Origin of the sequence: Skermanella mucosa (assembly GCF_016765655.2) — a bacterium.
In the GTDB taxonomy this organism is placed as follows: Bacteria; Pseudomonadota; Alphaproteobacteria; order Azospirillales; family Azospirillaceae; genus Skermanella; species Skermanella mucosa.
Genome location: NZ_CP086106.1, coordinates 3,428,832 through 3,441,970 on the forward strand (window position 1 = coordinate 3,428,832; position 13,139 = coordinate 3,441,970).

Genomic DNA, 13,139 nt, shown 5'->3' on the forward strand with positions numbered 1-13,139 from the left:
TGTGGCGTCTTTCCGCTGCGGAGTCATTTCACTCCGGGTGTCGCGGCGGCGAGCGCCTGGATTTCTTTCATGTTCTTCAACTCGGACAGCCCGACGGGAAGGTCGAGGCCGAGCTTGCCTGCGGTACGGGAGACTTTCACCATCGTGAACGGCACGGGGATCCGGCCCATGTCGGCGGCATCGGTCGCGATGATGGCCGCCACGATCCGGCCCCCCGGAATGGCGACCAGGTCTTCCACGGTTCCGACCGTCTTGCCGCCCGGTCCCGATACGCCGGCGCCCAGCATGTCCCTTACGAGAAGCTTGTCCTGGGCGGCGGAACCGAGCGTCTTGGCAGCGCTTTTCGCGGCGGAAGTGACGTCGGTCATCGTCTGCGCGCCCGTCGTCTGCGCCATGGCGGGCGTCGTCTGCATCGAAGCCGCGACAAGGATCAGCGCCGGTAAAAGGATGGCTCGCATGGTTTCCTCGAAACATTTTCCTTAAGGGACTGGGCTTCCATTGGCGTAACTCCGGTCCGTGGTCCGGGTTCCATGTTTCGCGGAGGCGCTCCGACAGCCGTTCCAGGGATCCGGGGGATCCCCGGACTGTTGCCGCAGCGCGACCCAGAAGGAGGATTGGATGCCCGCGATTGCCCGTACCCTCGCCATCATCGGCTACGCCGCAGCCGGCGGCGGCTTGGTCACCGCGGCCGGGCTGGCACTCTCGCTGGACGGCTGGATGGCGGTCGGCGCCGCCCTGCTGAGCGGGTTTGCCGGCATCTACGCAGGGGCCATGGCTCTCGGATTCGCGGCCAACCTGCGGATCCTGTCGGCCATGCTCGACCGGCAGGCGAAAACCCCGCCGCACGCCGCCGTCCCCGAAGAGCGTACCCCTTCCGCCGGCGGCGGAAACCCGTGAGCCGCATCGGGCGACTACCGCCCGTCCATCCCGCGGAAGGTCGAACTCGCTTAAAAAGTGGGGAACCGTCCAGGCACATGGCCGGTTCTCCAAAGAGTTGCTCAGGGAAATAGAAGAAAATCGAGGAGGAAACGATGCTCACCAGGTTCGCGTCGCTGGCCGTTGGAGTGGCCATGTCGCTGGCCGCGTCACCGGCATTCGCGCAATTCGGGGCGCCTGGCCAGGGATCGGCCACATCCACCCAGGCGCCGGCCGCGCCGGAACTCTCGCCACCGCCCGAGATCACCGGCGACGTGGTCAGCGGGGACCTTCCGTCGCAGACACTTAAGTTCGGCATCGGCTTGGCCGAGACGTCGCCCCAGTACCGGTCGGTCAAATACTTCTCCGACATCCTGGACAAGCGCACCGGCGGCAAGCTCAAGGTCCAGATCTTCCCCAACAGCCAGGTCGGCGACGACGCGCAGATGATGCAGGCGCTTCAGAGCGGCACGCTCGAAATGACCTATCCGTCCACGTCCCCGGCAGCGTCCCTCGTGCCCGAACTTCAGGTGTTCGACCTTCCGTTCCTGTTCGGGGACCGCAAGGCCGCTTACGCTGTGATGGACAGCGACCTGGGCCAGGAACTGCTGGGCAAGTTCGAGGGGACCGGGATCAAGGCGCTGGCGTTCGCCGAGAACGGCTTCCGCGAGCTTACCAACAAGGTGCGGCCGGTGACCAAGCCGGCGGACGTCGGGGGCCTGAACGTCGGCGGGCTCAAGATCCGGACCATGCAGAACCCGGTGCAGGTCGATATCTGGAAGACGCTCGGCGCCAACCCCACGCCGATGGCGTTCGGCGAGGTGTTCAGCGCCATGGAGCAGGGGGTCATCGACGGCCAGGAAAACCCGTGGAGCACGATCCTGACCTCCAACTTCTTCGAGGTCCAGCCCTACGGAACCGAGACCAGGCACGTCTACACGCCCTTCATCATCATGATCTCCCAGCGGGTCTGGGACAACCTGCCCGAGCCCTACAAGCAGGTCGTCCAGGAAGCGGCGGACAAGAGCGCCCAGTACGAGCGGAGGATCAGCGCCGAGTACGACGACTGGGCCAAGGCCCAGCTGAAGCAGCGCGGCATGCAGATCGCCGAACTGTCGCCCGAGCAGCGCGCGGCTTTCCGGGAGGCGACGAAGCCGGTCTATGACCAGTGGGCGCCGCGCATCGGCGCCGACCTCGTCGATCGCGTCCAGAAGATCGCCGGGGGAGCGGAGGAAAGCGCCGCGACCAAGTGAGGCGACGGCCGGCCGACGACCCTCGGCCGGCACATTCCCGGCGCGTGACATCCCGGCGCGTACATCAAGGTGAACCATGGAAAAAGACCTGGACGAGGGCGGCACCGCCGAACCGTTGCCCCTGCTCTTCCGCATCATCGAAATGCTGTTCGGCAGCATCCTGGCGCTGCTGTTCATCACGCTGATCTGTACGGTCGGGGCCAACGTGGCGGGGCGGTTCCTGTTCAACTACTCCCTGGCCTGGGCCGACGAACTGTCACGCTTCATCTTCATCTGGCTGATCTTCCTGGGTGCCGCCTTGGCCTACCTGCGCAGCGAGCACATCGCCGTCGACTATGTCGAACAGAAGCTGACGAGCACCAGGGCGCGGGCCGCGATGCGGCTGCTGCAGGACGTGCTGGTCCTGTTCGTGCTGGCGATGTTCCTCTGGGGAGCCTGGCAGGTGCTCTCCACCTACACCGGGCACTCGGCGCTGCTTCAGGTCCCCATGAGCTGGATCAACGCGTCCGTCCCGGTGGCGGTCGTGATCATGGCCCTGATGTGCTTCTACCGCATCGGCCGCCATCTCCGCGGCCTGACGTCGAAGGACGATCCGGGACTGGCTCCCGGCGAGGGCCGGTCCGGGGATGCGCAGTTCGTGAAAGTCTACAGGGGGGAATGAGCGATGCTGTGGGTGTTTCTGGGGATCCTGTTCATCTGCATCGTGATCGGCGTCCCCATCGCCTTCGCGCTCGGGCTGGCGGCGATCGTCATGATGTTCATCGCGGGCGTCAGCCCGGCGGTGATGGTCGAGCAGGCGATCAACGGCGTGAACAGCTTTCCGCTCCTGGCGATCCCGTTCTTCATGCTGGTGGGCGAGATCATGAGTACCGGCGGCATCGCCCGCCGGCTGGTCAATTTCGCCGAGGCGCTGGTCGGCTTCATCGCCGGCGGGCTCGGGCAGGTGACGGTGGCGGCCTCGATGTTCTTCGGCGGGATCAGCGGGTCTGCGGTGGCCGACACCTCCGCGATCGGCGGCATGCTGATCCCCAGCATGAAGGAGCAGGGCTACACGGCCGCCCACGCCACCGCGATCGTCACCTCGTCGTCGGTGATCGGAATCATCATCCCGCCGTCGATCCCCATGATCCTCTACGGCATCGTGACGGAAACCTCGATCAGCAGGCTTTTCATCGCGGGCCTGATCCCCGGCCTTGTGATCGGGCTTGCCCTGATGGTCACCACGTTCCTGACCGCACGGACCAGCCACGCCGGCAAGACCACCCGGTTCTCCCTCGCCCGGCTCTGGCAGACCTTCAAGGAGGCTTCCCTCGGATTGATCCTGCCCGTCATCATCGTCGGCGGGATCCTGGGCGGCGTCTTCACCGCGACCGAGGCCGCGGTGGCGGCCCTGTTCTATTCGCTGGCGATCTCGCTTTTCGTCTACCGGGAGGTCAAGGTGCGCGACCTCTGGGGCATGCTGATCAACACCGGGCGCCTGACCGGCATGGTGCTCTTCCTGCTGGCGACCGCCACGGTAGTGGCCTGGTTCCTGACCACCTCGATGGTGCCGCAGACGCTGGTGCAGAGCATGACCGGCATCACCACGAATCCTTACTGGATCCTGCTGATGCTCAGCGCCTTGCTGCTGCTGGTGGGCGTGGTGATGGACCTGACGCCGGCCATGGTCATCCTGGCGCCGATCATGCTGCCGATCATTCAGGCCGGCGGCATCGACTCGGTCTATTTCGGCGTCCTGATGTCGTACCTGCTGGGGATCGGGCTGCTGACCCCGCCGGTGGGCACCGTCCTGTATGTCGGGTGCGGCATCGGCAAGGTCAGAATGGAGCAACTGGTTCGCGCGCTGCTGCCGTTCTACGGAACGCTTCTCGTGGTGCTGGCCCTGCTGATCATGTTCCCCATGCTGATCCTGTGGCTGCCCTACGCGTCGGGCTTCGCGATCAAGTGACGGGCCGGTGCCGGAACGCCGATCCCTACGGGCCGGCCAGCGTCATCAAGGCGGCCTTGCCGCCGCTGCCGTCGGCGGAGATCGCGAAGCCGCCATGGGTGTGGGCGGGATCCAGGAGGGTCCGGCGATAGTCCGCCTGGTCCAGCCACTGCCCGACGAAGAACCGGACGTCGGCGTCCGTCGGCTCGGTCCCGCAGCCACCGCACCGTCCCGCCACGCTGGAGAAGTTGCGCCAGCGTGTCCGGGCATCCGGCGCCAGGTGGCGGAACGGGGAGGCGTCGAGCGGCTGGCCGCCTCCCCCCTCGTCCAGTGCGGCGCGGCCGGCATCGGCCAGCGCCGGAGCGCCCGAAAGCGGTTCGACGCCGCCCTCCCTTCTGGCGCGGTTGATCAGGTCGAGCGCCAGGGCCTGCCTTTCCTCCGGCCCGATCCGGCGCGCCGGCGCGTTACCGTTCCCGCTTGCGGCCTCGCCGCCCGCCCGGCGCGGAGTACCGGCACCGGCGAAGTTCTGGACGGCGTAGAGGCCCTGCCCGGCATCGCCGGCGATGCCGAAGCCGAAGCGCTCCAAGCCGGGAGCAAGGATGTTGCGGCGGTGTTCCGGGCTGTTCATCCAGCCCCGCTGCAATTGCTCGACGGTCGATCGGTCGGGTGGCAGCGCACAGCCTTCGCACCGCGCGATGTTCTCCGCGACCACCCGGGAGGAACTGCCGCCGGCGGCGCGATAGCGGTCCATGACGGTTCCCCCTTCCGGCGAGGTGTGGCTGTAATAGCCCCGGCGAAGCATGTCCTCCGCGTGGTTCTGCGCGGACTCGTTCAGCGTGTCGGCCAGTTCGAGAGACGGCAGGTCGTGCTCGCGCCGGTCCTGATTGAGCAGGTCGAGGGCCTCGGCCCGGAGAGCGGCCAGATCGCCCGTTTCCATGCCGGACGCGGCGCGGACGGCGATCAGGCACGCCACCAATCCTGCCGCGGCGAATGCCGCCAGCCGGCGGGTCACGGGCGCCCGCGGGGTTGTTGCGCACTTCGTCATACGGGGATCCTTCGGCATCGGGTCAATCCTTGAACTGATGGGGGGACCAAGGGTTCCGGGTCGCCGGCGCCCGGAGATGGCGCGCGGGACCACCGGGAGGTGGACTGGCGGACTGTCTCCGCCCTATTCTCCCGGCCAGTTTTCAGGGGGTTCCACCGATTTGAAGCACCAGCCGCCGCCCGGCGACAATCGAAAAGCCAACGCGGAAGGTGCGCACCCCGCCATCGACGCGGCCCGCCGCGTTCCCGTCCGTCTCCTGGTCCGCCTGCGCAGGCTGATGCGGCACGACCAGCTGCTCCTCGCCGTCCTGGCCGTGCTGGTCGGCGGGGTGGCCGCGGGCGGCGCCATCGTGTTCCGGACCGCCATATCGATCTTCCAAAGCCTGGCCTACGGCACCGGGGGCCTGCAGATCCTGGACAGGCTGGAACAGCTGGCGTGGTGGCACATCCTGCTGGCGCCCTGCGCGGGCGGGCTGCTGCTGGGCCTGTTCCAGCACCGGTTCCTGCCGGGGGGACGACCGATGGGAGTTCCCGACGTCATCGCGCAGGCCGGCAGGGCCAAGGGCCGCCTGCCCTTCCGGAGCGGACTGGCCGCCGCCCTGGCATCCGCCGGGGCGCTCGGGGTCGGAGCCTCCGTCGGGCGCGAGGGACCGGTGGTCCACCTGGGAGCCGTCCTCGCGTCCTGGTTCGGCGAGACTCTCCGCCTGTCGTCGGGTCTGAGGCGCACGCTGCTCGGCTGCGGCGTGGCGTCGGCCGTCGCGACCTCGTTCAACGCGCCGTTCGCGGGCGTGTTCTTCGCCATCGAGGTCGTGGTCGGCCAGTACGGCGTTGCGGCCTTCGCCCCCGTGGTGCTGGCCTCGGTCACCGGGACCGCCATCGGCAGGGCCTGGTACGGCGACTTCCCGGCCTTCATGCTGCCGGCAACCCCGGTCGGCACCTTGTGGGAGCTGCCCGTCTTCGCCCTGCTCGGTTTCGCATCGGCCGCCCTCGCCCTGGCCTTCATCCGGTCGATCTTCCTGGTGGACGACCTGTTCAGTGCCTGGTCTCCCAGGGTCGGGCTGCCGCGCTGGGCCCGCCCCGCCCTGGGCGGGCTGGGCGTCGGGCTCCTGGCGCTGGAATTCCCGGAAGTGCTGGGCGTCGGCTACGAGGTAACCGACCGGGCGCTCCAGGGCGCCCTGCCCTTCGGCCTGCTGGCGGCGCTGCTGCTGGCCAAGCTCGCGGCGACGGCGCTCTCGCTGGGCAGCGGCTTCTCCGGCGGCGTGTTCAGCCCGTCGCTGGCGGTGGGCGCGCTCGGCGGCGGCGCCTTCGGGCTGGTCGTGGCGGCGGTGTCGCCGGACCTGGCGTCCGGATCGGGAACCTATGCCACGGTCGGAATGGGTGCCGTGGCGGGCGCGGTGCTCGGCGCGCCCATATCGACCATCCTGATCGTGTTCGAGATGACCGCCGACTATGGCGTCACCACGGCCGTCATGGTCGGCACCGTGACCGCCGCGATGACCATGGGGCGGCTCAACACGCGCTCCATTTTCCAGCTCCAGCTGGAGCGGCGCGGGCTGATCCAAGCTGCCCCGAGCCGCGGGACGGGAGGACCCAGGGCCGTCCGCGTGGGGGACATCCTGCAGCCGTCCGATCATGCGGTTCCCCCGGACGCCGGCGTCGGCGACATCCTGTCGGCCTGCCAAGGCGCTCCCGGCGGGCGGGTACTGGTCGTGTCCGGCGGCGGCCGGCTTGAGGGAATGCTGGCGCCCCTGGATCTGGCAACGGCGCTGGCCCGGAATCCCGGCACCGTCACGGCCGGCGCACTGGTCCGGTCCGACGTTCCGGTACTGGAGCCGGGCGACGAGGCGCGCGCGGCCCTGGCCCTGATGGCGGAGCGGGACTTGCCCTGGCTGCCGGTCGTGGACGGGCGGGAGACCCGTCGCCTGATCGGCATCGTCCACGAACGCGACATCCACAGGTCAAGTGCGCGCGTCGCCGCGGCGGGACAGGGCTGAAAAGAAGCCTCAGCGGCCCAGCGGCTGCTCCGCATACCATGCCGCGACGGCATCGATCTGCTCGTCCGTCAGGCCCTCCGCCACTTCGGTCATCAGGTGCTTGAAGCGCGTGCCGCCCCGCTCCTTCTCCTTCCAGAGATGCAGATGCGTCTTCAGGTACCATTCGGGCTGGCCGGCAAGATAAGGATAATGGTCGTTCTTCCGGCGTCCCTCGGCGCCGTGGCATCTGGTGCAGGACGGGATCTTCCGCGAGGCGATCCCCTCCAGTGCGATCCGGCGCCCGAGGTCGAGCAGCGCTTCCCGGCCCTGCGGCAGGCCGCCCGCGGCGGCCGCGGAGACGATGGCGCTCTCGCTCCGGGCTCCCTGGGGAAGGATCTGCCGGGGAATGCCGTCCGGCGCGGACACGGTCCCGACGGCGGGCGAAGGGCCCCTGTCCTCCCCGGGCCGGGCGTCCGCCGGCTGCGCGGCGTACCATGCGGCCAGCTGGGCAAGCGTCCCGTCGTCATAGCGCTTGGCGGGAGGCTGCATGAAGCCCGAATGGCGCTCGCCGGCCGCGAAGGCCTTCAGAGACGCCAGGAGATAGGCTTCCGGCTGGCCCGCGATGACCGGAAATGCCTCCGCCGCCGGCCCGGATCCCCGGCCGAGACCGTCGCGGCCATGGCACCGCGCGCAGTCGGTCAGCGCGACCTCGAAGATCCCATCCAGCGCCGCCATCGTCTCGCCGCCGGCCTCGCGCGGTTTCCGGGCCGCCTCTCCGCCCAACGCCAGGTCGGCGTAGCGTTCGGGCGTCAGGTCGGGCAGCGCGCGCAGGAAGGCGACCTGGGACCAGACCTCGTCGTCCCGGCCCTGGGTGACCCAGGACGGCATCCCGGAATACTTGATGCCGTGCTTGACGATCCAGAAAAGCTCGCGGTCCTTCCACTCCCCGATCTGCCCTTCCAGCCGTGGCGGATGGGGCGTCATGGACAACACCACCGGCGATTGCGGCACGCCCGGCGCGCCGTGGCACGGGGCGCAGCCGGTCGCGAAATGGCCGGCGCTTCTCTGGACCAGGGCGGGATCCGCCAGGTCGATGCCGGGCGGCACCGAGATGAGCAGGGATTGCCGGTCCACCGCGTTCCCCATCGTCCAGTGCAGGAACCAGCCGACCGGCGCGAAATGCCCCGACGACGCGGCGATGGAGACCATCCCGGAGAGGCTGACGCCGAGAGCCAGGAGGACGGCCGCGACGGCGGCGGCCAGAACCTTCTTCCAGGTGAGAAGGAAATCGATCCGCATCAGGCGGTCTCCCCAGTGGGCGCCCGGTCCCTCAGGACCGATGAGAGAAGGGCCAGCCCTCCCGCGAGATAGGCCGAACCGCCGATGATCAGCATGATGGTGCCGCCGAGTTGCTGGTCGCCCAGCGGCGTCAGGGCGGCGGCGGGCGAGCAGACTTCGGCGCAGGCGTAGAGCGGCCTCGGCGCGAAGAGAAGAAGGCCGCCCAGAAGCACCATGTGCATGGAGGTGATCAGCAGCGCGCAGACGCCGGCCGCCCGCGCGGCCACCCTGCCGTCGCCCGGCGCCCCGATGGCAGTCGCCCAGACCAGGACGCCGGCGGCAAGGAAGGACGCCTGTTCCAGGACGAGGAACGTGGGATCCATCCGCGCGGCGTCGTGCAACGCAGGAGCATGCCAAGTCCAGACCGCGACGAACTCCAGCGCCGAGGCCACGATCGCCAGCGCGGGCGGCAACGAGGAGACAAGGCGGGGAACCGCGCGCGCGATGCCGACGGCAAGGAGCGGCGCCGCCAAGGCGACGACGCCCATGTGCATCACCATGTGCGCCGCGAAGGAGCCCCGCGCCCGTTCGGGAAGCGGCCCGAACCACAGGAGCGCGAGCAGCAGAAGCCCGGCGGCCAGGGGCCAGAGCGCCGTCGGCCTGCACCGGACGGGTTCCGCGCGCACCGAAGCCGCGCGAACCGTTCCGGCGGGGGAGGATGCGGCATGGGTCATCGGCAATCCACGACGAGAAGCGCCGGAAGGCCGACGAACACGACGCCGATGAAGGAGAGCGCCGCGAGGAGGACGGTGGAAAACTCCAGGAAGCGCTCGCGGTCGATGTCGGTATCCTCGTTATGCCGGTAGCCGCCGCCGTGCCTGCGCCATTCGCCGAAGGACCGCCACAGCACCAGGCCGATCAGCACCAGGGCGATCGCCGTGATGACGCCGACCATGATCCGGGTCTCGACGATGGGCTGGAAGATGTCCTCGTTCGGCGCGCAGTGGATGGCCGCGACCACATAGCTTGCCAGGAAATGCAGGGCCCAGATCGTCGGCGCCGTGATCAGCGTCCACAGGTTGTCGTTGGTCTGCCTGGATCGGGCCATCAGAGCCTCCTCATGCCGCGAGCGGAGACAGCGCGATGGTCGCGACGGTGATCAGGGCGGTCCCGGCCATGAAATGCCAGTAGAGCGCCACGTTCGAGATGTCGATGTCGTAGACCGGGGTCAGCTTGCCGGCGAAGGACCGCGCCAGGCAGTAGGCCAGCATCAGCGCCCCCACGGCGACATGGGCGGCCGTCCAGATCACGATCACCCACACGGTGGCTTGGTAGACATGGACGACAGGGTCCAGGCCTGCACCGAAGGGAGCCCAGACCAGGGCAGCCCCGCCCGCGAGCGCCAGGGCCACGCCGGCCGCCATCAGCGCCCGCGCGATACCGACCGATCCCGCCCGGTTGACCCGCAGCGCGATCCCCGCCGCCGCCCAGGCCCCCAACATCAATGCCAGCGAAACCATCGGCCAGAACAGGCCCGGCCCGTCCACCCCGGCCGGCGGAAACTCCGGATGGATGGTGAAGTAGAAGAAGTACGCGAAGACGAGCGACAGGAACGCCGTCCCGTCGCCGATCATGGTGATGAACATCGCCCACCATCCGACCGATTTCGGGCCGGACATATAGAGGGGCAAGGTGAGGCCGAGGCCGACATCCTTCTCCGGCTTTTCCGGGATCATCGCCGTCCCGTGCCACAGCCAGACGATGATGGAGATCGTCGACGCGACCATGGCGACGATCGTGGCGTACCAGAAATGGAAGGTCGCCAGGATGAAGACCGCTCCCAGCAGGATCGCCGCGACCATGGTCATGAAGGTAGGGCCGGGGACACGCAGGCACTGCACCGGTTCGCCGTCGAGCACGCTGGTGACCATCGTCTCGCGCTTCATTTCCTGCGCGTCCGCAAGATAGAAGCGGCCCTCGTCGTAATCCCTCATGAAGTTCGGCTGCTCCCAGAGCGGGTAGCGCGTCTTGACGATCGGGATGGAACGCACGCCCCAGCTCTTTCCCGGCACTTCGGCAAGCCACTCCAGCGTGCCTGCCTGCCAGGTGTTGCGCTCCGCGTAGGGTTGCTTTCCCTTCGGCCGGAGTATGTCGAAGACGATGATGAGGATGCCGGTCGCGAAGATGAAAGCGCCGACGGTGGACAGCAGGTTGGGCAGGTCGAGCCCAAGCCCGGCGGGATAGGTCCAGACCCGCCTCGGCATCCCGATCAGGCCCGAGAGATGCATGGGAAAGAAGCCAAGATTGAAGCCGACGAACATCAGCCAGAAGGCGATCCGGCCGAGCCGGTCCGACAGGCGGCGGGAGCCGACCAGAGGCCAGTAGTAATAGACCCCGGCGACGAGCGGGAACAGCATGCCGCCGATCAGGACGTAATGAAGGTGGGCGACCACGAAATAGGTGTCGTGGGCCTGCCAGTCGAACGGCGCCAGCGCCACCATCACGCCTGTCAGCCCGCCGATGACGAAGACCGCCAGCGCGCCGCTCACGAACAGCATGGGCACGGAGTGGACGACCCGTCCGGTCCACAGGGTCGCGATGAACACGAAGATCTGCACGCCGGTCGGGATCGCCACCGCCTCGGAGGCGGCCGAGAAGAAGCCCAGCGAGATCGCCGGCAGGCCCGTAGCGTACATGTGGTGGGCCCACAGGCCGAACGACAGGAAACCGGTGCCGACCGCCGCCAGGACGATCCAGGAATAGCCCAGCAGGGGCCGCCGCGCGAAGGTCGGCACGATCATGGCGACAAGGGCGATCGCCGGCAGGAAGACGATGTAGACCTCGGGGTGACCGAAGATCCAGAACAGGTGCTGCCAGAGCACCGGGTCGCCGCCCCGCTCGGGATCGAAGAACGGCCAGTGGAACAGCCGTTCCAGTTCGAACAGGATGTCCCCCGCGATCAGCGGCGGGAAGGCGAACAGGATCATGCCGGCGACGACGAGGACGTACCAGGCATAGAGCGGCATCAGGTTGAGCCGCATGCCCGGCGGCCGGCATTTCAGCGTCCCCACGATCAGCTCGACCGCGGCGGCGATCGAGGCAACCTCGATGAAGGACAGCCCCAGCAGCCAGATGTCCGGTCCGTAGCCGGGCGTGAAGCGCTCCTGGGTCGTCAGCGGCGGGTACATGAACCAGCCGCCTTCCGGTGCCGCGCCGAAGAAGATCGATCCCGAGACGAAGACGCCGCCGATCAGGAAGCACCAGTAGCCGAACGCCGACAGCCTGGGGAAAGGCAGGTCGCGGGCACCCAGCATCTGCGGCAGCAGGACGATCGCCACCGCCTCGAAGATCGGCACGGCGAACAGGAACATCATCACCGTGCCGTGCAGGGTGAAGACCTGGTTATAGAAGGTCGCGGTCAGGAAATCGTTCTCGGGCACGGCGAGTTGGACGCGGACCATCAGGCCGAGGACGCCCGCGAACAGCATGAAGGCGAAGGAGGTCGCGGTGTACCAGATGCCGACTTCCGTGTTGTTGACCGCCGACCAGTAGCGCCAGCCCTTCGGCGTTTCCCAGACCTTTTCCAGACGTTCTTCCTGGCCGCGGCGCACCGCCTCGGCGTCGGGGGACCGCCCGGTATCCTCGGGCATCGGGGTTGCGTCGCTCATCGCAGTTCTCCCAGCCAACTCGCGATGGCGGCGATTTCTTCATCCGGAAGCACGCCGAACTCCGGCATCTCGACGCCGGGCTTGATGTGGTCGGTGGCGCGGATGAACGCGGCGAGGTTCTCCTCGCTGGTTTCGAGAAGGCCGGCGCCGATGGTGCGGCGGGAGGCGACATGGGTGAGGTCGGGACCGACCGAGCCGTTGGCCGGGGTTCCGCGGACGGTATGGCAGGCGCCGCAGCCGCTCGCGAGGAACGCCTCGTACCCCGGACCGGAAACGACGGAGGCGGGCTGAGCTTGGGCCTCGACATAGGCCGCGTAATCGGCTTCCGGAGCCGCGATCACCCGCAGGCCCATCTGCGCATGGGCCTCGCCGCAGAATTCGGCGCAGACCCCGTTGTAGACCCCTTCCACCGTGGGTTCGAGGATGATGCGGTTGACCCGGCCCGGGATCGCGTCCATCTTGCCGGCGAGCGCCGGAACCCAGAACGAATGGATCACGTCGGGGCTTCCAAGAAGGATCTCGGTGCGGCGGCCGACCGGGATCCAGATCTCGTTGGCGCTTTCGACACCGCCAGGGGGCAGGCTCTTCACGACCCCGGGCTCCCCCTGCAAACCATAGGCGACGCGCCACCAGAACCGTTCTCCGGACACCATGATCGTGGGGCCGTCCGCTGCCCGCCGGTAGTCCGGCATCCTCTCCAGGCCCCAGACCAGCAGGAGTGCCAGGACGACCGTCGGGAAGACGCAGCCGCCCCAGATGATGAGCTGGACTCCGCGTCGCGCGCCGTTCTTCGCGGGCGTCGCGCGCACCGCATAGAGGCTCAAGCCGATGACGCCCAGCCAGATCACGGCCGACCCGATCAGCATGACATAGAACAGGTTGGCGATGCTGTCGGCTTCGGTACCTGCCGCCCGGAACATCGATTGCGGCCCGGTGCAGGATGCCAGGACGGGAAGGATCAGCACTATGGTTGCCGTGGCTGCGCCGGAGGCACCGCCATGGCGCTGGCTGGTCGTCTTACGCCGGACCGCGTCCAACGGCGATCGTCGAATTGCCGGCCGTTGGCCCACGATGACTCTTC

General features: G+C 68.3%; 12 protein-coding genes. 5 read left to right on the plus strand and 7 right to left on the minus strand.

All coding sequences use genetic code 11. The features are described from left to right. Window positions 1–23: 23 nt before the first annotated feature. Window positions 24–458, minus strand: a complete 435-nt coding sequence (locus JL100_RS15765) for a hypothetical protein (protein ID WP_202681364.1) — start codon at window positions 456–458, stop codon at window positions 24–26. A 160-nt stretch (window positions 459–618) separates the two neighbouring features. Here JL100_RS15765 and JL100_RS15770 point away from each other — a divergent pair, with 160 nt between their 5' ends. The 4 genes from JL100_RS15770 (at window position 619) to JL100_RS15785 (ending at window position 4,116) form a co-directional block, all read left to right on the plus strand. Further along, the gene (locus JL100_RS15770; protein WP_202681363.1) at window positions 619–897 is read left to right on the plus strand and encodes a hypothetical protein; all 279 of its coding nucleotides are present in this window, start codon (window positions 619–621) and stop codon (window positions 895–897) included. A gap of 134 nt (window positions 898–1,031) precedes the next feature. Beyond that, entirely contained in the window at window positions 1,032–2,168 is a 1,137-nt protein-coding gene (locus JL100_RS15775; protein WP_202681362.1) for a TRAP transporter substrate-binding protein, read from the plus strand. Between the two features lie 76 nt (window positions 2,169–2,244). After that, window positions 2,245–2,829 carry a TRAP transporter small permease gene (locus JL100_RS15780; RefSeq protein WP_202681361.1) on the plus strand — a complete coding sequence of 195 codons (585 nt, stop codon included), beginning with the start codon at window positions 2,245–2,247 and terminating at the stop codon, window positions 2,827–2,829. 3 nt (window positions 2,830–2,832) lie between these two features. Further along, window positions 2,833–4,116 (plus strand): TRAP transporter large permease, encoded by a 1,284-nt coding sequence (locus tag JL100_RS15785; protein WP_202681360.1) that lies wholly within the window; start codon window positions 2,833–2,835, stop codon window positions 4,114–4,116. Between the two features lie 25 nt (window positions 4,117–4,141). On the opposite strand, the gene JL100_RS15790 is transcribed toward JL100_RS15785, so the two are convergent. After that, on the minus strand, window positions 4,142–5,140 hold the full coding sequence (locus JL100_RS15790; protein WP_202681358.1) for a CAP domain-containing protein: 999 nt from the start codon (window positions 5,138–5,140) through the stop codon (window positions 4,142–4,144). Window positions 5,141–5,300: 160 nt separating this feature from the next. On the opposite strand from JL100_RS15790, the gene JL100_RS15795 reads away from it, so the two are divergent. Then, complete coding sequence (locus JL100_RS15795) at window positions 5,301–7,133, plus strand: chloride channel protein (protein WP_202681356.1); 1,833 nt, start codon at window positions 5,301–5,303, stop codon at window positions 7,131–7,133. Window positions 7,134–7,142: 9 nt separating this feature from the next. Here the strand turns inward: JL100_RS15795 and JL100_RS15800 are convergent, their stop codons facing one another. From JL100_RS15800 to JL100_RS15820, 5 genes are read right to left on the minus strand one after another with little or no spacing between them, the layout of a single operon-like run. Then, a complete protein-coding gene (locus JL100_RS15800; protein ID WP_202681355.1) occupies window positions 7,143–8,411 on the minus strand; it encodes a c-type cytochrome in 1,269 nt (422 codons plus the stop codon). Then, on the minus strand, window positions 8,411–9,124 hold the full coding sequence (locus JL100_RS15805) for a cytochrome c oxidase assembly protein (RefSeq protein WP_202681354.1): 714 nt from the start codon (window positions 9,122–9,124) through the stop codon (window positions 8,411–8,413). The genes JL100_RS15800 and JL100_RS15805 overlap by 1 nt, the downstream gene beginning before the upstream one ends. Beyond that, window positions 9,121–9,498, minus strand: a complete 378-nt coding sequence (locus JL100_RS15810; protein ID WP_202681353.1) for a hypothetical protein — start codon at window positions 9,496–9,498, stop codon at window positions 9,121–9,123. Before JL100_RS15810 ends, JL100_RS15805 begins: the two co-directional genes overlap by 4 nt. A gap of 10 nt (window positions 9,499–9,508) precedes the next feature. Then, the gene (gene ctaD / locus JL100_RS15815) at window positions 9,509–12,058 is read right to left on the minus strand and encodes a cytochrome c oxidase subunit I (RefSeq protein ID WP_228420738.1); all 2,550 of its coding nucleotides are present in this window, start codon (window positions 12,056–12,058) and stop codon (window positions 9,509–9,511) included. Further along, window positions 12,055–13,023, minus strand: a complete 969-nt coding sequence (locus JL100_RS15820; protein ID WP_202681352.1) for a cytochrome c oxidase subunit II — start codon at window positions 13,021–13,023, stop codon at window positions 12,055–12,057. The genes ctaD and JL100_RS15820 overlap by 4 nt, the downstream gene beginning before the upstream one ends. Between the last annotated feature and the right edge of the window lie 116 nt (window positions 13,024–13,139).